We start from the raw sequence: 21,125 nt of genomic DNA, 5'->3' as shown, positions 1-21,125 counted from the left end.
GTTTGGATTGTCTTTGTCCCATCCTTTGCCGCGCGACCTGACGCGCCCCGTGTTTGTGGGCGACGTGCAGATAGGCGGCGGCGCTCCGGTGGTGGTTCAGTCCATGACCTGCACCGATACCGCCGACGCCCAGGCAACGCTTGCGCAAGTGCGTGCACTTGCCCAGGCGGGTTGCGATGTTGTGCGCGTGAGCGTGCCCACCGAGGCTGCGCTCGAGGGCTTTCGCACGATTTGTGCGGAGTCTCCGGTGCCGATTGTCGCCGATATCCACTTTAACCATAAGCTCGCCATTGGTGCCGTTGAGGCCGGTGCTGCCAAGCTGCGCATCAATCCCGGCAATATCGGCGATTGGGCCAAGGTCGATGCTGTGATCGATGCCGCGGGCGCCGCTGGGTGCGCGATTCGCATTGGCGTGAACGCGGGCTCGCTTGAGCAGGATATCGCAGAGCGCGATGACCTTACGCAGCCCGAAAAGCTCGTGATGTCGAGCGAGCGTTTCGTCAAGCATTTTGAGGATCGCGGCTTTACCAATATCGTGCTTTCCGCCAAGGCGCATAGCGTGTCCACGACGCTCGACACCTATCGCGCCCTGTCGCGTGAGATTCCTCACGTTCCGCTTCACTTGGGCGTAACCGAGGCGGGTACTAAGCTGCAGGGCACTATCAAAAGCTCAGTGGGCCTGGGTATTCTGCTGTCCGAGGGCATTGGTGACACCATGCGCGTCTCGCTCACGGCCGATCCGGTCGAGGAGCCGCCGGTCGCCTGGGGTATTCTGCAGTCGCTCGGCCTTCGCCGCCGTGGCCCCGAGATTGTCTCGTGCCCCACGTGTGCTCGTTGCCAGGTCAACCTCATTCCTATCGCCGAGGAGGTCACCGAGCGGCTTAAGAACTACTCCGCGCCGCTTTCGATCGCCGTTATGGGATGCGCGGTCAATGGCCCCGGCGAGGCTTCTGACGCCGACTTGGGCGTTGCCTGCGGACGAGGTCAGGGCCTGCTCTTTTCGCACGGCCAGATCATTGGTAAAGTAGCTGAGGACCAAATTGTCGACGCGCTTATGGCCGAGGTCGACAAGCTTATTGAGGAGAAATAAATGACTCGAGCAATGTATATGTCTAAGCTGTATGCTCCGACGCTCAAAGAGGATCCGGCCGACGCCGAGCTTGCGAGCCATCGCCTGCTGCTTCGTGCCGGCATGATTCGCAAGGAGGCCGCTGGTCTCTATTCCTATCTGCCGCTCGCGTGGCGCTCGATTCGCAAGATCGAGAACATTGTGCGCGACGAGATGGACGCTGCCGGCGCCCAGGAGCTCATGATGCCTATCATGGTCGATGCCGAGCTGTGGCGCGAGTCCGGCCGTATCGATGCCTATGGCAAGGAACTCGTGCGCTTTGATGACCGCCACGGCCGCGAGTTCGTGCTCGGCCCCACGCACGAGGAGACCGTGACCGCCCTGGTGCGCAATGAACTGCGTTCCTATAAGCAGCTGCCCGTCAACCTCTACCACATCCAGGATAAGTTCCGCGACGAGTTCCGTCCCCGCTTTGGCCTGATGCGCGGTCGCGAGTTCATCATGAAGGACGCCTACAGCTTCTCCGCCACGCAGGAGAGCCTGCAGGAGGAGTACGACAAGATGAAGCAGGCCTACGCTAACATCTGCGAGCGCTGCTACATCAAGGCCCTGCCCGTCGTTGCCGATTCCGGCGAGATCGGCGGCGACACCTCCGTCGAGTACATGGCGCTGGCCGACGCCGGCGAGGCCTCGCTCGTCTACTGCGACGACTGTGGCTTTGCTGCCGATGACGAGGCGGCAAGCACAAAGGTCGTCGTGACCGAGGGCCCCGGCGACGGTACGCTCACCAAGGTCGAGACCCCGGGCATGGGCACCATCGAGGCCGTCGCCAAGTTCTTCGGCTTCCCCGAGAACGGCACGCGCAAGTCCCTGGCTCTCATCGACGCCGAGGGCAAGCCGGTTGTGGCCATTGTCCCGGGCGATCATGAGCTCAACGACTGCAAGGCCGAGCATGTCTTTGGCAAGGGTTATCGCATGATGACGGACGAGGAGCTTCAGACCTACGGTCTGCACAAGGGCTTTATCGGACCGGTTAACTTGCCCGAGGGCATCCGTCTGGTGTGCGACGAGAGCCTGCGCGAGTCCAAGCAGTGGGCCTGCGGTGCCAACGAGGTCGATTATCACTTTACCGGTGCCTGCCCCGAGCGCGACTTTACCGTCGATGAGTGGGCAGATCTGGTCACCGTCGTTGCCGGCGATCCCTGCCCGCACTGCGGCAAGCCGCTCTCTGCTGCTCGCGGCATCGAGGTCTCGCAGGTCTTCCAGCTGGGTACCAAGTATTCCGAGGCCATGGGCGCCACCTTTATGGACGAGGACGGCAAGGAGAAGCCGCTTATCATGGGTTGCTACGGCGTGGGCGTGTCCCGCTCGCTTGCTGCCGTCGTGGAGCAGCACAACGACGAGCACGGTATCGTCTGGCCGGTTTCCGTTGCCCCGTACGAGGTCGCTGTGATTCCGCTCGATCCCAAGAAGGAGGAGTGCGCAACCGTCTGCGACCAAATCGTCGAGGGCTTGTGCGCCGAGGGTATCGAGGTCGTCGTCGACGACCGTGACGAGCGTCCCGGCTTTAAGTTTGCCGATAACGACCTTATGGGATTCCCGTATCAGGTGGTGCTTGGCAAGCGTGGCCTTAAGAATGGCACCGTTGAGCTCAAGGACCGTGCCACGGGCGAGCGCGAGGACGTGGCGATTGACGAGGTCGTCGCCAAGGTTGCCGAGCTTGTTAAGGCGGCCCGCCGTTAATCGACGTTTCTGCTATTAGATGTAATTGCGGGACTGCTCCGTATCTCTCTTAGGAAGAGATGCGGAGCAGTCTATTTTGTTGCGTGAATAAACTCGATGGGTAAAGGAAAACCCCACAGCCCATATGAGCTGCGGGGTTTTCTTGTGCCTCCGATGCGAAATAAATCGCTCAGATATTACTGATAATCGACGACGTCGATCCAGTTCTTCAGGAACTCATCGTTCACGTTGCGCTTACGAGCGAGCTCGGAAGCGGCGACGATGCTCGTCCACTGACGCACGACCTGCATGGGCATGTCGGCGCGGTCGCAGTAGAGCTCCAGGTAGGCCTCGGCCTGATCCTTGCTGTTGAGGGCGAAGAGCAGGTAGGTGGTGGCAACGTCGGCAGCAGGGGAGCCCTGGGTGGCGTGTGCCCAGTCGCACACATAGAGCTGGCCGTCGTCGCCGACGATGACGTTGGAGGGGTTGAAGTCGCCGTGGCAGACCTTGAACTCCTTGGTCATGCCGTCCAGACGCTCCTGAAGGTTGTAGCGCGTGGTGGCATTGAGCTGATCAAGGCTGTCGATCATGCGGGCGAACTTGTCGCGCTGACGGTTGAGCAGCGGGGAGGTGTAGCCGTGGATCTCGATTTGGAGGTCGACGAACATCTCGAGATACTCACCAAAGCGCTGGGGCTCGGCAGTCATCTTCTCGGCAAGGGTGGTGCCCGGAACCTTCTCGGTCACGAGCGCCCAGCCGTTGGCGTTCTCGAGCTGGGAAACCTCGAGAGCCTTGGGGCTGCGGATGCCGCACTCATTGATGCGGGCAAGATTCAAAGCCTCGTTGAACACGTCGGAGACAGGCTTGGTCTCGTTAAAGACCTTGACAATCTTGTCGCCCAGGTCGTAAACGACCTTGTTGCCACGGCGGACGAGCTCGGTCTTGGAATCGGGTAGCAGCATGGTTGCATCCTTTCAACGATGCGATAGAAGCGACGGCGGGGGTGTGTGAAACACCCGTGCACCCCCGCCGTTAAAAACCGTGCTAAAACTAGCAGACGGCGTAGTCCTGAGGCTCGCGGCCGTAGTAGGCGTCCAGGTAGAGCTCCTTGATCTCACTCATGAGCGGGTAGCGCGGGTTAGCGCCGGTGCACTGGTCGTTGAATGCCTGCTCGGTCATCTCGTCGAGGGTGTCGAGGAAGTACTGCTCGTCAACACCGTAGTCGGCGATGGTCTTCTTGACACCGATGAAGTCCTTGAGCTCCTCGAGCTTCGTGATGAAGTTCTCGAAGACCTCCTTGTCGTCCTTGCCCTCGATGCCGCAGTACTTGGCCATCTCGGCGTAGTTGTGCAGCGCGTTGGGGTAAGGATACTGGGAGAACGTGCCCATCTTGACGGGAGCCTCGGCGGCGTTGTAGCGCATAACGCGGGTCAGGATGACGGCGTTGGCGAGGCCGTGGGGCAGGTGATGGAAGGCGCCGAGCTTGTGAGCCATGGAGTGGTTGAGGCCCAGGAAGGCGTTGGCGAAGGCCATACCGGCCATGCAAGAGGCGTTGTGCATCTCCTCGCGGGCATGCGGGTCCTTGGCGCCGTTCGTGAAGCTGGAGGGCAGGTTCTCGAAGACGAGCTTAGCAGCGCGCTCGGAGAGGCCCTTGGTGTAGTCGGAAGCCATGATGGAGACGTAGGACTCGATGGCGTGGGTCATGACGTCGATGCCGGAGGCAGCGGTCAGGCCGCGCGGGGCGGTCATGCAGTTGTCGGCGTCGACGATAGCCATGTTGGGGAGCAGCGCGTAGTCGGCGAGCGGCCACTTGATGCCGGTCTCCTTGTCGGTGATGATGGCGAACGGCGTGCACTCGGAGCCGGTACCCGAAGAGGTCGGGACGGCGACGAAGTAGGCCTTCTTGCCCATCTCGGGGAAAGTGAAGATACGCTTGCGGATGTCCATGAAGTCCATGGCCATGTCCTCAAACTTGCACTCGGGGTGCTCGTACATCATCCACATGATCTTGCCGGCGTCCATAGCGGAGCCACCGCCGACGGCGATGATGACGTCAGGCTCAAAGAGAGCCATCTGCTTGGCGCCGCGACGTGCGCACTGCAGCGACGGATCGGGCTCGACGTCGTAGAAGCAGTCGTGGGCGATGCCCATCTCGTCGAGCTTGGCCTCGATGGCGCGGGTGTTGCCATTCTTGAAGAGGAACTGGTCGGTGACGATGAAGGCGCGCTTCTTGCCCATGACGGTACCGAGCTCGTCGAGGGCGACGGGCGTGGAACCCTTCTTGAAGTAGACCTTCTCGGGAGCGCGGAACCACAGCATGTTCTCACGGCGCTCGGCCACAGTCTTAACGTTGATCAAGTGCTTCACCCCAACGTTCTCGGAGACGGAGTTGCCGCCCCAGGAGCCGCAGCCCAGGGTCAGAGACGGCTTCATGCCAAAGTTGTACAGGTCACCGATGCCGCCGTGCGAGGACGGGGTATTGATGACGATACGACAGGCCTTCATGACGTGCTCGAACAGGCTGATCTTCTCGGCCTGAGCGGGGTGCACGTACAGAGAGGCGGTGTGGCCCGGGCCACCGGCGAGCACCAGGTGCTCGGCCTTGTCGACTGCCTCCTGGAAGTCCTTGGCGTGATACATGGCCAGGACCGGGGAAAGCTTCTCGTGGGAGAACTCTTCCTTGGCGGGGTCGGTGGAGGTGACCTCGGCGATCAGGATCTTGGTCTTGGCGGGAACCTCGATGCCGGCGAGCTCGGCGATCTTGGCGGCAGCCATGCCGGGGATGCGGTGATCGAGGGCGCCATTCTTGAACATGGCGGCACGCAGGGCCTCCATCTCGGCACCCTGCTTGACGAAGTAGCAGCCGCGCTTCTGGAACTCGGCCTTAACCTGGTCATAGATGGTGTCGATGACGGTCACGGACTGCTCGGAAGCGCAGATCATGCCGTTGTCGAAGGTCTTGGAGTGGATGATGGAGTTGACGGCGAGCAGCACGTCGGCGGTGTCGTCGATGACGACCGGGGTGTTACCGGCGCCAACGCCCAGGGCGGGCTTGCCCGAGGAGTAGGCGGCCTTGACCATGCCCGGGCCACCGGTGGCGAGGATGATGTCGACGTCGCGCATGACCATGTTGGTCAGCTCGATGGAGGGGACATCGACCCAGCCGATGATACCCTCGGGGGCGCCGGCCTTGACGGCGGCGTCAAGCACGAGCTTGGCGGCGGCGATGGTGCACTTGGCGGCAGCCGGGTGCGGGGAGATGATGATGGCGTTGCGGGTCTTCAGGCTGATCAGCGTCTTGAAGATCGCAGTGGAGGTGGGGTTGGTCGTCGGGATGACGGCGCCCACGATACCGATGGGCTCGGCGATCTTGGTGATGCCATAAGCCTCGTCGCGCTCCAGGACACCACAGGTCTTGGTGTTCTTGTAAGCGTTGTAGATGTACTCTGCGGCGTAGTGGTTCTTGATGACCTTGTCCTCAAGAACGCCGCGGCCGGTCTCCTCGATGGCCATCTTCGCCAACGGGATACGAGCCTTGTTGGCGGCCATGGCGGCCTCATAGAAGATCTTGTCGACCTGCTCCTGCGTGTACGTAGCAAAAAGCGCCTGGGCCTCTCGCATCTGAGCGAGCTTAGCCTCAAGCGCCTCTACGTTGTCCACAATTGCGGGAGTAGTGTTTTCCGGTGACTTTTTCACCATTTGTGTCTCCTTGCGATCGGAGATTTACCCTACGTCTTGCATGATAGCAAGAAATAATTCGGTAAACGGTAAGATTCCCGTAAAAGGCATACTAAAACGTTTCAATCAACTGAAACGTTTCAACTATAACTATCTGCCTATTGCATTGCCCCGCTCATTGGGGACAGACTTACATGAGTGCTTTCACTCATTTGTGACAGACATGGATTTGTCATTTTGCCGTTCTGGGCCTGTTTTTGGCGCAGATTGGATATAAATAGGTCACAGGCTCAGCATTTCGCGTTCCTTCTCTCCTTTTAGGTGTTGCCTGTACGGCTTTGAAAGGAGAGGCCATGCCCCGATGCGCCCGCGAAATATCGCTCACCGGCTATTACCACGTCTTTGACCGCGGCAACTCCAAACAGATCATTTTTGAAGATGATTCCGACCGCTATCGTTTCTTATCGGACATCTCAGACAGGTTTGCGTGCCATGACGTGGCGGTGTTGGCCTGGTGCCTTATGGATAATCACTTCCATTTGATGGTTGATGACCCATATGACAACCTTTCAAAGGCAATGCAGTGCGCGCTGACGGCCTATGCCAAGTATTTCAATGGAAAAACGGGAAGAACGGGTCACCTGTTTGATAATCGCTATTCGCGGATCGCGGTCGAGTCGGACACGCAGGCGGTGCAGTTGCTCGATTATATCCATCTCAATCCTGTGAAAGGTGTGCTCGACTCGCTCGATGCCTACCGCTGGTCAAGCTACAAGGCATACCAGCTGGGATACGATCCCTTTGATATCTGTGACGCGGCTCCTATGCTCGATATTGTCGGAGGCTCTCGTTGCTATTGCGAGCATCTCGAGGAAGTTGCCGGGCGCATCTGGTCAGTGGAGATTCTTCCGCGCCGACGGATCCCCGATGAGGACGCCCTTTCCGTTGCGCGCGAAGTTTTGCCGAGCATGGATCCTGCGCTGCTCAAGGCCCTGCCACGCTCCGAACGTGATGCCTGTCTGCTGAGGCTCAGGCGGGCACATCTCACGGTCAAGCAAATTGCCCGTATCACCGGTATCGGCGCTACAAGCGTGACCAAGGCCACTGTAGGCTGGAAGGAGGCAGCGTGAGGTAGGGGCCGAACCGCAGTCGGCATGCATTACGTCTGTCCCCAATGCGTGAAAACACTCATGTAAGTCTGTCCCCAATGAGTGCAAAAAGGCGCCCTCCGTGGGGGAGGACGCCTTTGGTAAGTTCTATATGAACGCGAGGTCTTTGACCCGGAGAGTCCGAGGTACTTGTTGGTAAGACCTTATTTAGGAGCGCGCAACCTTGCCGGACTTGAGGCAGGTGGAGCAAACGTTCATCTTGCGACGGTGACCATCGACGACGACGTAAACGCGCTGGATGTTGGGGCGGAACTTACGGTTGGTGACGCGGTGAGAGTGGCTGATGGAGCGACCGGCAACGGGGTGCTTACCGCAAACTTCGCAAACTTTGGACATAACTGACCCTCCTTGGGCGACAAACGAACATGTCGCGTTAACAAACAAGCCTGAACTATAGCACAGAAGCAGCTCCCTGTGCGTAATCTACACAGAGATATTCCTCTTTTGGCGATAGTGCTCACGCCACGGCCCTGGACGTAGATCCGATTTGCGTGCAGCAGAGGGGATTATGCCAGCTCGTGCGTGCGTTTTCAAGCTCGTCCCACAAATATATATAGGTTTATGGAGCATTGGGCTCCGTTTACGGATTGTTCTGTATTTATGCTCGCAATTAAGCTCGAGGTTGGCTACACTATCCCTTGACCATTAAAGGGGTACGAGATACCCACATGGAATTACATAGCTGCCGAAGAGCAGCCCTTCCTGTGGGTGTCTGGTCCGCTTAAGCGGTCGGGCATCTATTTTTTTGACTGTGTCAGCAGTCAAGACATGTGAGGAAGGAGATCGATGGGCACGACTTCCCCCAAGGCGGTCATCATGGACGAGACCGCCGTCAATCGAGCGATGACCCGCATTGCGCACGAGATTCTCGAGCGCAACGAGGGCTGTGAAGACCTCGCTCTGGTCGGCATCGTCACGCGCGGCGACCTTCTGGCAAAGAAGCTCGCCGAGGAGATCAAGGAGATCGAGGGCGTCGACGTTCCGCTCGGTAGCCTCGACATCAGCTTCTACCGCGATGACTACGCTACCAATTTCGCTCCCGCGATCCACGCTACCAACATTCCCTTCAGCGTCGACGGCAAGCGCGTTGTGCTGGTGGACGACATCCTGTATACGGGCCGTACTATCCGCGCCGCTCTGGATGCTGTCATGGACCTGGGCCGTCCGAGCCGCATCGAGCTGGCAGTTCTCGTTGACCGCGGTCACCGTGAGCTCCCCATCTCGCCGGACTTTGTCGGCAAGAACGTTCCCTCGTCGCATGAGGAGAACGTGCACCTATATATGAAGGAAGTAGACGGCCGCACCGCTGTCGAGATTAACGACGTCGCGCCGGGTTCCCATGTGGGCTCCGCGCCGCTGGGAGGTGAGTAGTACCGTGGCGTTCAACCATAAGCACCTGATCGACATTACCGAGTACTCCGAAGAGGACATCAAGCTCATCCTCGAGACCGCCAAGGCGTTCTCCGAGGTCAACGAGCGTGCGATCAAGAAGGTCCCCACGCTCAAGGGCAAGACCATCGTCAACATGTTCAACGAGCCCTCGACGCGCACCCGCAGCTCCTTCGAACTCGCCGAGAAGCGTCTTTCGGCCGACAGCCTCAACTTTGGCGGCTCCTCGACCTCCACGGTCAAGGGTGAGAGCCTCGTCGACACCGTCGAGACCCTCAACGCCTATAAGATCGACTGCATCGTCGTGCGCGATAAGCACGCCGGTGCTCCCTACATCGTCACGCAGAACTCGCCCGCGAGCGTTATCTGCGCCGGCGACGGCAAGCACAACCATCCTACGCAGGCCCTGCTCGACCTGTACACCATCTGGGAGCACAAGGGTGACTTCCACGGTCTGAAGGTCGCCGTCGTCGGCGATATCGCGCACTCCCGCGTCTGCGGCTCGCTGATCCCCGCCCTTAAGATCATGGGCTGCGAGACCTACGCTGTCGCCCCCGGCACGCTGCTGCCGCCGGCGCCCGAGGTTCTGGGTTGCGACCACGTGACGAGCGACCTCGATTCCGTCCTGCCCGAGTTGGACGTCGTCTACATGCTGCGCGTGCAGCAGGAGCGCCTTGAGGGCGCTCCGTTCCCCACGATTCGCGAGTATCACAAGCTCTTCGGCCTGACCAAGGACCGCGAGAAGCTCATGAAGCCCGATGCGATCATCTGCCACCCGGGCCCCATCAACCGCGGCGTCGAGTTCGACTCCTATATGGCCGACCACCCGCAACGCTCCGTCATCCTGGAGCAGGTCTACGCCGGTATCTGCGTGCGTATGGCTATCCTGTATCTGCTGCTTGGAGGTGCCGATAATGGCCTTGCTTCTTAAGAATGCCCACGTCGTCGACCCGTCTGTCGAGCTTGACGGTGTCGTTGACGTCCTGATTGACGGCGACAAGATCGCCGAGGTCGGCGAGAACCTCGCCGCCGAGGGAGCCGAGGTCCGCGACCTTTCCGGCAAGTATCTCGTCCCCGGCCTGGTGGATATGCACGTGCATCTGCGCGAGCCTGGCTACGAGGTCAAAGAGGACATCGAGAGCGGCACCCGCGCTGCTGCCAAGGGCGGCTTCACCGGCGTGTGCGCCATGCCCAACACCGATCCCGTCACCGATAACGGCACCGTCGTGGAGTTCGTCAAGTCCCGCGCTGCCGAGGTCGGCCACTGCCGGGTCTATCCGTCGGGCGCCATGACCCGCGGTCTTAAGGGCGAGGCCATGTCCGAGATGGGCGATATGGTCGCCCGCGGTGCCGTCGCCTTCACTGACGATGGTCGCGGCGTGCAGGGCGCGGGCATGCTCCGTCGCTGCATGGACTACGGCAAGATGTTCGGCAAGGTCTTTATGAGCCACTGCCAGGACGAGGATCTGGTCGGCCACGGCCAGATCAACGAGGGCAAGGTCTCGACCCGTCTGGCCCTCGAGGGTTGGCCGGCCGCCGGCGAGGAGCTTCAGATTGCCCGCGACATCGAGATTGCCAAGCTGACCGGTGCCAAGCTGCACATCCAGCACATCTCCACCGCTCATGGCCTGGAGCTCGTGCGTGCCGGTAAGGCTGCCGGTGTCCAGGTGACCTGCGAGGCCACCCCGCACCACATGTTCCTGACCGAGAACGACCTGGACGAGACCTACAACACCTCGCTCAAGGTCAATCCGCCGCTGCGCACCGACGAGGATGCCGAGGCCATCCGTCAGGGTGTCATCGACGGTACCGTCGACGCTATCGTTACCGACCACGCTCCCCACACCCCGTGGGAGAAGGCCCGCGAGTTCGAGCTCGCGCCCTTTGGAATGATTGGCCTCGAGACTTCGCTGTCGCTCGTGCTCACTGAGCTGGTCAATACGGGCAAGATGAGCGTGAGCCGCATGGTCGAGCTCATGGCCATCAAGCCGCGTGAGATTCTGGGCCTCGATCAGGTTCAGGTCAAGGCGGGCTCTGTCGCCGACCTGACCGTGTTCGACCCCTCCGCAACCTGGACGGTTGGCGAGGACGGTTACGAGTCGCGCGCCGAGAACTCCGGTTTTGCCGGCCGCACGCTCACCGGTCGTGCCACCGATGTATTTGTCGGTGGCAAGCAGACGCTCGCCGACGGCTGCATCTGCTAGCATAGCCTTATCGCTTTTGTGCGCGGCGCCCTTGCGGTGCCGCGCTTTCTGTTCGTTTAGACCATGCAACCGCATGGGGGATTGGAGCGTCTATGCCCACACCTTCCACTGCACGCATGCACGACTTCGAGGTCGTCTCGAACCGGGAGATCGCCGACGGCATCTTCTCGCTCGTCATCTCGGCCCCCAAGCTTGCAAGTGCGCTCAAGCCCGGTCAGTTTGTGAACATTGCCGTGCCCGGCGATGCCTCCTCGCTGCTTCGCGTGCCCCTGAGCTTCTATCGCGCCGACGCCGAGGCCGGCACCGTCGAGCTGTGGTACGCCGTCGTGGGCGACGATACCCGCCGTTTGTCCCAGATGGGCCCTGGCTCCACCTCTAACCTGTTGGGCCCCGGTGGCCGTGGCTGGATGGTACCCGAGGGCACCAGGAAGGCACTGCTCGTCGCCGGTGGCATCGGCGTTCCGCCTGTGCTGTGTCTTGCCGGCATGCTTGCCGATCAGGGTGTTGATGTGGACGTGTGCCTGGGCTTTGGCACCGCTTCCAAAGTCGTGGGTGTCGATGAGTTCCGTGCGCTGGGCGCCACGGTTAACGTGTGCACCGACGACGGTTCGCTCGGCACGCACGGTTTTTGCACCGATCCGGCAGCCGAGCTGCTTGGAGAGGGCGGCTACGACTACGTCGCCAGCTGCGGCCCCGCCGTCATGATGAAGAAGGTCGCCGCCGCTGCCGCCGAGGCCGGTGTGTACTGCGAGGTGTCGCTCGAGCGCATGATGAGCTGTGGCTTTGGCGCCTGCAACACCTGCAATGTCGAGACGGTTGACGGTATGAAGGGTGCTTGTATGTGCGGCCCCGTGTTCGATGCTTCCAAGGTGGTGGTCTTCTAGTGGGTACCGTGAACATGGCCGTCGATTTCGGCGGCGTCAAGATGCAGAACCCCATTAACACCGCAGCCGGTACCTTTGGCTACGGTTGGCAGTTCCAGAACTTCTTTGATGTTTCCCAGCTGGGCGCCATCACTACCAAGGGTTGCGCTGCCGAGCCCTGGCCCGGCAATCCCGCGCCCCGCATGGCCGAAATTCCCGGCGGTATGATCAACTCCGTGGGTCTTCAGAACCCCGGCGTGGCCGCCTTTGCCCGCGAGTCCGGTCCGTGGCTCGAACAGCTGTCCAAGGACGGCTGCCAGGTCATCTGTCAGGTTGCCGGTCACTCCGTTGACGAGTTTGTCCGCGCACTCGAGATGTATGTCGAGCTATGCCCCTGGGCTGCCGGCTACGAGATCAACGTGAGCTGCCCCAACATCGCCGCCGGCGGTGCCGCCATGGGCTCCACGCCCGAGGGCGCCTCTTCCGTCATGGCCGCCTGCCGCAAGGTGACTGATAAGCCGCTGTTCGTGAAGATGGCGCCGGTCAACGTCGCTGAGATCGCCAAGGCCCTCGAGGCTGCCGGCGCCGACGGCCTTTCGGTCATCAACTCCATCCAGGGCATGGCCATCGACGTCCATACCCGCAAGTCCCGCGTGGCCAAGCCCAAGGGCGGCCTTTCGGGCCCGCTGTGCCACCACATCGCCGTGCGCATGGTCTGGGAGGTTGCCCAGGCCGTCGATATCCCCATCAACGGTGTCGGCGGTGTCATGACTGGCGAGGATGCGGCTGAGTTTATCCTGGCCGGCGCCACCTGCGTGTCGGTCGGCATGGCCAACTTCGTCGATCCGTGTGCTTCGCTTAAGATCGCGCATGAGCTCGAGGCCTGGGCCGAGTCCCAGGGCGTAAAGGACATCAACGAGCTGGTGGGTGCTTTCGAATGCTAGAGAATGATGCCCGCGACCGTGTTATCGTCGCCCTCGACTGCGACCGTGAGCGCGCGCTCGAGCTCGCCCACGAGCTTTCGGGCCATGCCACCTGGCTCAAGGTCGGCATGACGCTCTATTACGCTGAGGGTCCCCAGATCGTCAAGACCTTTAAGGACCTTGGCTTTAAGGTCTTCCTCGACCTTAAGTTCCATGACATTCCGCATCAGGTGCGCGGTGCCGCCCGCTCGGCCTCGCTTGCCGGTGCTGATCTGCTTTCGGTTCACGGCTTGGGTTCGGGCGCCATGCTCGCTGCCTGCCGCGAGGGTGCCGAGGAGGCGCGCGAGGACCGCGCCAAGCTCGTCGCCATCACCGTGCTCACGAGCATGAATCAGGATGCCTTGAGCGAGATCGGCGTCGAGTCGCCCGTGGCCGAGGAGGCCGCCCGCTTGGCAAAGCTTGCTCAGGCCAACGGCATCGATGGCATCGTGTGCTCACCGATGGAGGCTCACGACATGCGTGAGCTGCTGGGTCCTGATGCCCTGATCGTGACTCCGGGTGTGCGTCCGGTGGGTGCCGCCCTTGGTGACCAGTCCCGCGTGGCGACGCCTTCCCAGGCTATCGAGCGTGGCGCAAGCCACATTGTGGTGGGCCGTCCCATCACCGGTGCCGACGATCCGGTTGCCGCCTTTGACGCCATCGTCGCCGAGCTGGTCGAAAACGTCGCGTAAAAGATTCCCCTAAGTCACCACTTTTGGGTCTCATTAGCACAAAATAGCCCCTGTGCCTGCGTAAACTTTCCCATCCTTTGTGTGGAATCGCAGGTCAGGGGCTTAACTTTGGGCGCAGTATATTGCACTTTTTGCGGGTATCGTCTAACCTATGGAGCCGCGATTAGGCATTTTGTACGTTCTACGTGCTAAAATGCCAATTATTGAATCAGATATAACCCAACTATTTGGAGGTACGAATGGCACTCCCTCAGCTTACCGACGAGCAGCGCAAGCAGGCTCTTGAGAAGGCTGCTGCCGCACGTCACGCCCGCGCTGAGCTTCGCGAGCAGATCAAGAAGGGCGAGAAGTCCCTCGAGTCCGTGCTCAACTCCGATGACCCCATCGCTTCCCGCATGAAGGTTTCCACCCTCATCGAGTCTCTCCCCGGTTATGGCAAGGCCAAGGCCGCCAAGATCATGGAGGAGCTCGGTATCTCCGCTACTCGTCGCGTCCAGGGCCTCGGCGTCCGTCAGCGCGAGCAGCTCCTCGAGCAGCTGACCAAATAAGTGAGCGCTCAGGATTCCAAGCTCTTTGTGATTTCTGGACCGTCAGGCGCAGGCAAGGGTACGCTCGTCACTCGTGTGCGCGAGCGCCGCTCGAACCTGGGTCTGACGGTTTCGGCTACCACGCGAGCACCACGCAAAGGTGAGGTCGACGGCGTCAACTACTTTTTTCTGACGCGCGAGGAGTTCGACCGCCGCGTGGCAAACGGTGAGTTTGTTGAGTGGGCCGAGGTCCACGGTAACTGCTACGGCACGTTGGTGAGCGAGGTCACATCCAAGCTCGCCTCGGGCGCGTCTCTGATTTTGGAGATCGATGTCCAGGGCGCCCTGCAGGTGAAGGAGCGTTTCCCCGAGGCCGTGCTGATCTTTATCAAGCCGCCTTCGCTTGAGGTGCTCCGCGAGCGTCTAGTCGGTCGCGGTACCGAGACGCCCGAGACGATTGAGCTGCGTATGGCAAACGCCGCCGATGAGCTTGCCCTTGCCGACCGCTACGACGACGTCGTGGTGAATGACGATCTCGACCGCGCGACCGATGAGCTCGTTCGCGTTCTCGATATGCATGAAAGGATCTGAGGTCCGTGTCCGTTGTAAAGCCTTGCATTGACGATCTTCTGGAGAAGACCGATCACAACCGCTTCCTGCTCGCTTCGCTTGCTTCCAAGCGCGCCTGCGACATCAATAGCATGCTGCGTGGCCAGCACAACCGCGTGCTTGCCGTCCAGGATGTCGATGACATCACCATCGGGCTTTCCGGTGCCGATACCATCTCGATGGCTATGGACGAGATTGTCGACGGTGACATCTCTTACGACGAGGCCCGTTACGAGAAGGCGCTCGGCCACAAGGTTGCTGAAGCCTAAATGGCGGCTCGCGTCTGCCTAGTCCACTATCACGAGGTTGGGCTGAAGGGCAAGAACCGCGCACATTTTGAGCATATCCTCATGGATAACATCAAGGCGGCCTTGGCCGCCTTTTCCGTGAATGCCGTGTCTCGAATTTCCGGTTATATCCTCGTGACCTTTAACGAACATCAGGCCGACGAGGCGGCGCGTGTCATTCGCACCGTTCCCGGCGTTGCCCGTGTGTCTTTGGCGTATCACACCAACCGCGACCCGCAGGAGTACTGCGCCGCCGCCGTGAAGGCGCTGCGCGAGTTTGGTTCCTTCGATTCGTTTAAGGTGCACGCCAAGCGCTCCAATACTGACTATGAGCTCACCTCGATCGATATCAATCGTCAGGTGGGCGAGGTACTGTGTGAGGCCTTCCCCGATAAAAAGGTTCAAATGCACGACCCCGATGCAATGGTGCACGTACTGGTGGTCCAGGGTAGCGTTTACGTGTACGCACGCTCCGAGCGCGGCGTGGGCGGTCTGCCGGTGGGTTCTGCCGGCAAGGTCGTGACGCTGCTGTCCTCGGGTATCGATTCTCCGGTGGCGACCTGGATGCTCGCGCGCCGCGGCGCGGTTTGCGTGCCGGTACATTTCTCCGGTCGTCCGCAGACGCCCGATACGAGTGAGTATTTGGTGCAGGATATCATCCGTGCGCTTGAGCCGGGTGTCCAGATCGGCCGTCTGTACGTGGTGCCGTTTGGCGACTGCCAGCGTGAGATTTCGGTCACCTGTCCCAGCAACCTGCGCGTGATCATGTATCGCCGCATTATGTATTCGGTTGCTGAGCGCATTGCACACATCGAGGGTGCCAAGGCCATCGTTACGGGCGAATCGCTTGGACAGGTTGCCTCCCAAACGCTTGAGAACATCATGGCCGTCAACGAGGCCGTGAAGATCCCCGTGTTCCGTCCTCTCATCGGTTCGGACAAGCAGGAGATCATCGCGCGCGCCGAGGAGATCGGTACGTTCGATATCTCGACTGAGTCCGCTCCCGACTGCTGCACGCTGTTTATGCCGCGCCGTCCCGAGACGCACGCTAAACTCGATGCCGTGCATGAGGCCTGGGAACTGTTTGATCACGAGGAGATGATTGAGCGCCTGCTCAAGCAGACCGAGTACATCGACTTCGAGAGCAACACATATAAGGCCCCTAAGACCTTAAAACGCAAACATTCGGAGCTTGCTCCGCGTGAGATTTACCAAGATTACGAGTAAATTTGTGCATAGACCGACGATGCGCCTGCATCGTCGGTCTTTTGCTATCTGGGCATTTTGCGGCTAAGTGTTCATTTGCTGACGTGTGCCTGAATAAATGGACAGATTTGTGCAAGGTTTTGGTCAGCTTTTGTTTTGACCTCGAAAACCGGTTTTGGGGCGTGGCTGTTGCGGAGCTCCTTTCCTGACACGATGATGTTGGGAGGTTTTGCTATGGCGCAGCGCGAACAACACGAACGAGTCAAAAAGATGGACCGCTGGGCGGGCAAACTGCTCGGTCATAAGGCAGTGGTGATGGCGATACTGGTCGTCATTGCGATGGCGAGTGGACTGGCAATGGCGAACTTTGGCGGCGGTGCCGGCGGTGTGTCGTTTGAGCGCACTGATGGTTCGGGCACGTTAGTGGAGCCGGGATCCGGCGATGCTTCGAGTGGAAAGACATCTGAAGGCTCTTCGCCTAAGGCGTCTGCCGCGGCAGGGGTCTATGTCGATGTTGATGGCGCCGTGATGTCACCCGGTGTATATCGCCTCAAAGACGGGGCGCGGGTGGCTCAGGCGATTGATGCCGCCGGCGGGCTGGCGCCCGAAGCAGACGTTACGGGGCTTAATCGTGCATCCAAGGTCACTGATGGACAAAAAATTCATGTTCCAACGGTAGGGGAGCAGCAGGTGTCCATTGCGGAAGCCGGTGTTGACGGTGGGGCTTCCGCATCATCAGGCGTCGGTGGCGCAACAGGCCTAGTAAACATTAATACGGCAAGCTCGGCAGAGCTGCAGACGCTCTCGGGAATCGGTCCCTCAATGGCACAGTCGATTATCGATGAGCGGACAAAGAACGGTGCTTTTGCTTCGGTTGACGATCTGATGCGCGTGTCGGGAATCGGCGAGAAGAAGCTTGCCAAAATCAAAGATTGCATCTGCGTATGAGTACGACCGAGCGAGAGCACGTGATGCCTCCGCGGCCCCTGATTCCGTGGACGATGGCCCTGTGTGCCGGCATGTGCGTGAGCTGCGCCTTGGTGCTCAGCATAGCCGCTGATGCGCTGCTGAGGGAGCAGGCGACGGCGGTCGGGCCGCTATGGGCCATTCCCGTTGCGGCAGCGGTTTTCGTTGTGCTGGCTCACTCTTGTGCGCGGCTTGCCCCTTTGAAGCGGTGGCTGTATGCCGCGTCCGTCGGTCTCGTGGCGGGAGCGGTCGTCTCGGCGTGGTGGGCCGTGGGTGTGCTCAGTGCCTCGAGGGCGCTCGACGGTCGAGCGGCAAGCGGCCTCGAGTTTGTCGTGCAGGGTGATCCATCCATAAACGACGACGTGTATTCCTATACCTGCGAGGCACGCGCGGACGGTAAGAACTTGGCAACGGTTCGCCTATCGTGTGATCGTGAGCTCAAGGTCGGGGCGCACGTGCGTGTTATCGGTCGCGTTTCACGTTTTGAGAACGATGCATATGGACGATCGCGCGTGCTCCGAGGCGAGGTGCGCAAGGTTAAAGCTGTTCGAGTCGTGTCGGTCGATGAGGGCTCTCCGGTGCCGCTGCTTCGGCTGAGAAATGGGCTGCTTGCGTCCATCGCGCCTGCGACCGACCCGGCGCGTGCGCTCATAGCCGGTGTCGTCTGCGGTCGTTCGGCCGAGCTGCGCGCCCAGCCGGCGGGCGATTGGTTTTCGGTGACGGGAACGGCGCATCTTATCGCCGTCTCGGGCAGCCATTTGGCTATCGTGGGGTTTGTAATCGAGGGTGTATTGCAAAAGACTCGGTGCTCACGTGGTCTTCAGCGGGCGATATTGGCGATAACGCTTGTGGGCTATGCTGCCTTTACGGGCGCGTCTCCCTCGGCCGTGCGTGCGTGCTGCATGGTGTTCGTGACGCTTGTCGTAAACAGCGTGGGGCGTCGTCGGCACGGCCTTTCGGCACTCTTCGTAACCATGTCCATCTTTGTGCTACTGCGGCCGACGGTGCCGTTCGAGATGGGCTTTCAACTCTCGTGTGCCAGCGTCTTAGCCATTCTGTGCTTTTGTCCCTATGCGACCTACGCGTTGGGTGAGCTAGGTGTGCCATCAGGCGTTGCCAGCGTGCTTTCCGTCACGCTGTGCTCACAACTGGCGACACTTCCCATTACCATTCCTGCCTTCGGTACATTCTCGCTCATTGCTCCGTTGGCAAATGCGGTCCTCGGTCCGGTGGTGAGCGTACTGCTCGCTGTGTCGATCGTGCTGGTTCCCTTTTCGTTCGTGGCACCGTTGCGGACTTGGGCGCTCGTTGTGCCCATGATTGCCGCCCGTTGCGCGCTGTTCTTCGAGCAACTGTTTGCTGCCGTGCCGGGTGCATACGTGAGCGTGCCGCCCGATAGCATGTGGATTTACCTAGTGCCGTGTTTTCTGGCGGTTCTGCTGGTCTGGTGGCCGCGTCCCCGTGCACGTCCTATGGCGGTGGGGCTTACATGCCTGATGCTCTTGGCTGCGATTCCGTACGTCTATTGGGATCGATGCGCTCCGCCTTCGGTGACGGTGCTCGATGTGGGCCAGGCCGATGCGATTCTTATCCGCCAAGGCGGCGCAGTAGCTCTCGTCGACTGCGGGCTCGACGAGCGTGTGGTTGCGGCGTTGGTTCGCAATAACGTGCACCATATCGATGCCGTCTTTGTGACGCATTGGGATGAGGACCACTGGGGTGGTTTGCCTGCCGTGCTCGAACAGTTTTCGGTCGGAACGATTGCCGTGGCGGCGGATGCGCTGGAGGATGCTCCTGCCGAGGTATTGAACCGACCTGGCGTGGAGTATCGGCAGGTGCGCCGTGGGGATACGGTCGACATCGGCTCATTTTGCGCTCGCGTGATGTGGCCATTCGAGTTCGTGGATGGCGAGGGAAATGAGGACTCGCTTGTCCTGCTGCTCTCTTATGTTCAGGAAGGCAAGGGCCTGCGAATACTTCTCACCGGTGATGCCGAGCTCGACCAAGAGCGGGAATTCGTGCAGGAGGTGGGGGATATCGATGTCCTTAAACTTGGGCATCACGGCTCCAAGGTTTCAGTCGATGGCGAGTTGCTGGACGTCCTGAAGCCCGAGCTTTCCCTCGCAAGCGCCGGTGAGGGGAATCGATACGGCCATCCGTCCGATGCCTGCATCGATGCCGTTAAGGAAGCGGGTGGTGTGTTCTCGTGTACCATCGAACACGGCGACATTACCGTCACACCGACTGCGAATGGCTTTGCGATGCGATGCCAGCGACCGTGACGACGTCGTTGGCGTGTGGTGGGCCCCTGGGCTAGAATGGCACGGAACGAATACGAAGGCCTGCGGGAGGGGAGCGCAATGTCCGAAACCGGTTTGCTGCCGGCATATCTGATCGTCGGTACCGACGGAGTTAAGCGCGACCACGCCGTCTCGCGTATGAAAGCGCGTCTGGAAAAATCGGGTATGGTCGAGTTCAACCTCGACGAGCGAGACATGACCAAGGACCCCGATATCGAGTCCATTATCGGATCGCTTAACACCTTTCCGATGGGCAGCGAGTTTCGTCTGGTAATCCTCGATGGCTGCTCAAAGCTCGCCAAGGCGGTCTCGGAGCCGCTCGTTGGGTATCTGGCGAGTCCCAGCCCAACAACGGTCTGCCTCATCATCGCCGACTCACTTGCCAAGAATACGCGCCTGTATAAGGCAATCGCCAAGATCGACAAGAAGGCTATCGTCGATTGCTCGGGTACCAAGCGCTGGGAACTGCCGCGCCGTGTTCAGCAGATGGCGACGCAGCGCGGTAAGTCGATTTCGACGGCGGCCGCCGAGGAGCTCGTCTCGCGTTCGGGCGAAAACACGCGCATGCTCGATAACGACTTGGCTAAGCTTGCCCAGATGGTCGAGTCGCCCCAGATTGAACTTGCCGATGTTGAGCGCTGGATTGTACGTACGGCCGAGGTCCAACCCTGGGACTTCCTCAACGCCGTCTCGGCTCGCGATATGCGGCGTTCGCTCGAGCTCTTTAAGCTCCTGCCCTCCAAGAGCTACGTGTGGACTTACACATTGCTGTGCGGTCGCATTCGCGAGCTTATCGTCGCCAAGGCGCTCGACGCGCGTGGGCAGGGTCGCGAGCTGGCCGCAACGCTCAAGCTCCAGTCCTGGCAGGTCAAGAATCACCTTACCTGGGCGCGTCGTTTTTCGATGACCGAGCTCGTCGCAGCGCTCGAGGGTGCCGTTGATGTGGAGCTCGCGCTCAAGGGTTCGGCCGATTCTCAGACGGCGCTTTTGCTCTGGATTACGAACATCTTGAGAAAATCGTGATGATACCTGCCTATTTGACAAATTCGTTCTATCCCTTTGAGGGGGAGCGTGCTATAGTAGGCGCTTGCATGACCTCACCGTGTCTCAGAGGTGTCATACATTTTTTGCAAGGAACTCGAAAGGAACTCCAGAAGTGGCAAACATCAAGTCTCAGAAGAAGCGTATCCGCACCAATGAGGCAGCTCGCATGCGTAACAAGGCTGTCAAGTCCGAGCTCAAGACGCTGACCAAGCACGTCCAGTCCGCCGTCGCCGAGGGCGACGCCGAGAAGGCCCAGGCTGCCCTCAAGACCGTCACCAAGCGTCTCGACATGGCTGCCGCCAAGCATGTTATCCACAAGAACCAGGCTTCCAACCGCAAGTCCGGTCTTGCCAAGCTCGTGAACAGCATCAACGCCTAAGTTGTAAATTTCACACCACACAGATTACGCGCATAAATGGAGCCTGTTTTATGGAACAG

At 60.1% G+C, this 21,125-nt stretch carries 20 protein-coding genes; 17 read left to right on the top strand and 3 right to left on the bottom strand.

What is annotated here, in order from left to right; translation table 11 throughout:
* Positions 1-13 precede the first annotated feature (13 nt).
* Positions 14-1,090: a flavodoxin-dependent (E)-4-hydroxy-3-methylbut-2-enyl-diphosphate synthase gene (ispG, locus tag DW003_RS05335; RefSeq protein ID WP_118387959.1), complete on the top strand. Its 1,077-nt coding sequence runs from the start codon at positions 14-16 to the stop codon at positions 1,088-1,090.
* Entirely contained in the window at positions 1,091-2,812 is a 1,722-nt protein-coding gene (locus DW003_RS05330; protein WP_233502546.1) for a proline--tRNA ligase, read from the top strand. It abuts the gene before it with no gap.
* 176 nt (positions 2,813-2,988) lie between these two features.
* On the opposite strand, the gene DW003_RS05325 is transcribed toward DW003_RS05330, so the two are convergent.
* A complete protein-coding gene (locus tag DW003_RS05325; RefSeq protein WP_006236119.1) occupies positions 2,989-3,753 on the bottom strand; it encodes an aminoglycoside phosphotransferase family protein in 765 nt (254 codons plus the stop codon).
* Between the two features lie 88 nt (positions 3,754-3,841).
* A complete protein-coding gene (adhE, locus tag DW003_RS05320) occupies positions 3,842-6,490 on the bottom strand; it encodes a bifunctional acetaldehyde-CoA/alcohol dehydrogenase (protein WP_055250041.1) in 2,649 nt (882 codons plus the stop codon).
* A gap of 332 nt (positions 6,491-6,822) precedes the next feature.
* Between adhE and DW003_RS05315 the strand changes: the two genes are divergently transcribed.
* Positions 6,823-7,599 (top strand): transposase, encoded by a 777-nt coding sequence (locus tag DW003_RS05315; RefSeq protein WP_117637246.1) that lies wholly within the window; start codon positions 6,823-6,825, stop codon positions 7,597-7,599.
* 186 nt (positions 7,600-7,785) lie between these two features.
* Here DW003_RS05315 and rpmB read toward each other — a convergent pair whose 3' ends face one another.
* A complete protein-coding gene (gene rpmB, locus DW003_RS05310; protein WP_022094725.1) occupies positions 7,786-7,974 on the bottom strand; it encodes a 50S ribosomal protein L28 in 189 nt (62 codons plus the stop codon).
* A 450-nt stretch (positions 7,975-8,424) separates the two neighbouring features.
* Between rpmB and pyrR the strand changes: the two genes are divergently transcribed.
* The 14 genes from pyrR to rpsT all read left to right on the top strand — a co-directional run bounded on the left by pyrR (position 8,425) and on the right by rpsT (position 21,066).
* Positions 8,425-9,009 (top strand): bifunctional pyr operon transcriptional regulator/uracil phosphoribosyltransferase PyrR, encoded by a 585-nt coding sequence (gene pyrR / locus DW003_RS05305; protein ID WP_117654814.1) that lies wholly within the window; start codon positions 8,425-8,427, stop codon positions 9,007-9,009.
* A gap of 4 nt (positions 9,010-9,013) precedes the next feature.
* Positions 9,014-9,958 carry an aspartate carbamoyltransferase catalytic subunit gene (locus DW003_RS05300; protein ID WP_035138537.1) on the top strand — a complete coding sequence of 315 codons (945 nt, stop codon included), beginning with the start codon at positions 9,014-9,016 and terminating at the stop codon, positions 9,956-9,958.
* Entirely contained in the window at positions 9,942-11,231 is a 1,290-nt protein-coding gene (locus DW003_RS05295) for a dihydroorotase (RefSeq protein ID WP_118387957.1), read from the top strand. The genes DW003_RS05300 and DW003_RS05295 overlap by 17 nt, the downstream gene beginning before the upstream one ends.
* 116 nt (positions 11,232-11,347) lie before the next feature.
* Positions 11,348-12,115, top strand: a complete 768-nt coding sequence (locus DW003_RS05290) for a dihydroorotate dehydrogenase electron transfer subunit (RefSeq protein ID WP_118388024.1) — start codon at positions 11,348-11,350, stop codon at positions 12,113-12,115.
* 14 nt (positions 12,116-12,129) lie between these two features.
* The gene (locus DW003_RS05285; RefSeq protein ID WP_006236128.1) at positions 12,130-13,038 is read left to right on the top strand and encodes a dihydroorotate dehydrogenase; all 909 of its coding nucleotides are present in this window, start codon (positions 12,130-12,132) and stop codon (positions 13,036-13,038) included.
* On the top strand, positions 13,032-13,748 hold the full coding sequence (gene pyrF, locus DW003_RS05280) for an orotidine-5'-phosphate decarboxylase (RefSeq protein WP_117757125.1): 717 nt from the start codon (positions 13,032-13,034) through the stop codon (positions 13,746-13,748). The genes DW003_RS05285 and pyrF overlap by 7 nt, the downstream gene beginning before the upstream one ends.
* Positions 13,749-13,987: 239 nt before the next feature.
* The gene (gene mihF, locus DW003_RS05275) at positions 13,988-14,296 is read left to right on the top strand and encodes an integration host factor, actinobacterial type (protein WP_006236130.1); all 309 of its coding nucleotides are present in this window, start codon (positions 13,988-13,990) and stop codon (positions 14,294-14,296) included.
* On the top strand, positions 14,297-14,866 hold the full coding sequence (gmk, locus tag DW003_RS05270; protein ID WP_006236131.1) for a guanylate kinase: 570 nt from the start codon (positions 14,297-14,299) through the stop codon (positions 14,864-14,866).
* A 5-nt stretch (positions 14,867-14,871) separates the two neighbouring features.
* A complete protein-coding gene (locus DW003_RS05265) occupies positions 14,872-15,153 on the top strand; it encodes a DNA-directed RNA polymerase subunit omega (RefSeq protein WP_035138532.1) in 282 nt (93 codons plus the stop codon).
* Positions 15,154-16,398 (top strand): tRNA uracil 4-sulfurtransferase ThiI, encoded by a 1,245-nt coding sequence (thiI, locus tag DW003_RS05260; RefSeq protein WP_118387955.1) that lies wholly within the window; start codon positions 15,154-15,156, stop codon positions 16,396-16,398. It abuts the gene before it with no gap.
* Between the two features lie 213 nt (positions 16,399-16,611).
* A complete protein-coding gene (locus DW003_RS05255; RefSeq protein WP_158573186.1) occupies positions 16,612-17,325 on the top strand; it encodes a helix-hairpin-helix domain-containing protein in 714 nt (237 codons plus the stop codon).
* Complete coding sequence (locus DW003_RS05250) at positions 17,322-19,625, top strand: DNA internalization-related competence protein ComEC/Rec2 (RefSeq protein WP_118387951.1); 2,304 nt, start codon at positions 17,322-17,324, stop codon at positions 19,623-19,625. The genes DW003_RS05255 and DW003_RS05250 overlap by 4 nt, the downstream gene beginning before the upstream one ends.
* A gap of 78 nt (positions 19,626-19,703) precedes the next feature.
* Complete coding sequence (gene holA, locus DW003_RS05245; protein WP_117654809.1) at positions 19,704-20,666, top strand: DNA polymerase III subunit delta; 963 nt, start codon at positions 19,704-19,706, stop codon at positions 20,664-20,666.
* A gap of 133 nt (positions 20,667-20,799) precedes the next feature.
* On the top strand, positions 20,800-21,066 hold the full coding sequence (gene rpsT, locus DW003_RS05240; protein ID WP_022094714.1) for a 30S ribosomal protein S20: 267 nt from the start codon (positions 20,800-20,802) through the stop codon (positions 21,064-21,066).
* Positions 21,067-21,125 lie beyond the last annotated feature (59 nt).

The sequence above is a fragment of the Collinsella sp. AF36-3AT genome (assembly GCF_003475205.1).
Classification (GTDB): domain Bacteria; phylum Actinomycetota; class Coriobacteriia; order Coriobacteriales; family Coriobacteriaceae; genus Collinsella; species Collinsella aerofaciens_AF.
This window is presented reverse-complemented; position numbering and strand designations above follow the sequence as displayed.

Bases quoted from the DNA above. Each gene is read 5' to 3' on its own strand.
- DW003_RS05330 (WP_233502546.1), top strand. From the start codon at position 1,091: ATGACTCGAGCAATGTATATGTCTAAGCTGTATGCTCCGACGCTCAAA.
- thiI (WP_118387955.1), top strand. From the start codon at position 15,154: ATGGCGGCTCGCGTCTGCCTAGTCCACTATCACGAGGTTGGGCTGAAG.
- DW003_RS05250 (WP_118387951.1), top strand. From the start codon at position 17,322: ATGAGTACGACCGAGCGAGAGCACGTGATGCCTCCGCGGCCCCTGATT.
- mihF (WP_006236130.1), top strand. From the start codon at position 13,988: ATGGCACTCCCTCAGCTTACCGACGAGCAGCGCAAGCAGGCTCTTGAG.
- pyrF (WP_117757125.1), top strand. From the start codon at position 13,032: ATGCTAGAGAATGATGCCCGCGACCGTGTTATCGTCGCCCTCGACTGC.
- rpmB (WP_022094725.1), bottom strand. From the start codon at position 7,974: ATGTCCAAAGTTTGCGAAGTTTGCGGTAAGCACCCCGTTGCCGGTCGC.
- DW003_RS05295 (WP_118387957.1), top strand. From the start codon at position 9,942: ATGGCCTTGCTTCTTAAGAATGCCCACGTCGTCGACCCGTCTGTCGAG.
- DW003_RS05255 (WP_158573186.1), top strand. From the start codon at position 16,612: ATGGCGCAGCGCGAACAACACGAACGAGTCAAAAAGATGGACCGCTGG.
- DW003_RS05325 (WP_006236119.1), bottom strand. From the start codon at position 3,753: ATGCTGCTACCCGATTCCAAGACCGAGCTCGTCCGCCGTGGCAACAAG.
- pyrR (WP_117654814.1), top strand. From the start codon at position 8,425: ATGGGCACGACTTCCCCCAAGGCGGTCATCATGGACGAGACCGCCGTC.
- adhE (WP_055250041.1), bottom strand. From the start codon at position 6,490: ATGGTGAAAAAGTCACCGGAAAACACTACTCCCGCAATTGTGGACAAC.
- DW003_RS05315 (WP_117637246.1), top strand. From the start codon at position 6,823: ATGCCCCGATGCGCCCGCGAAATATCGCTCACCGGCTATTACCACGTC.
- holA (WP_117654809.1), top strand. From the start codon at position 19,704: ATGTCCGAAACCGGTTTGCTGCCGGCATATCTGATCGTCGGTACCGAC.
- DW003_RS05290 (WP_118388024.1), top strand. From the start codon at position 11,348: ATGCACGACTTCGAGGTCGTCTCGAACCGGGAGATCGCCGACGGCATC.
- DW003_RS05285 (WP_006236128.1), top strand. From the start codon at position 12,130: ATGGCCGTCGATTTCGGCGGCGTCAAGATGCAGAACCCCATTAACACC.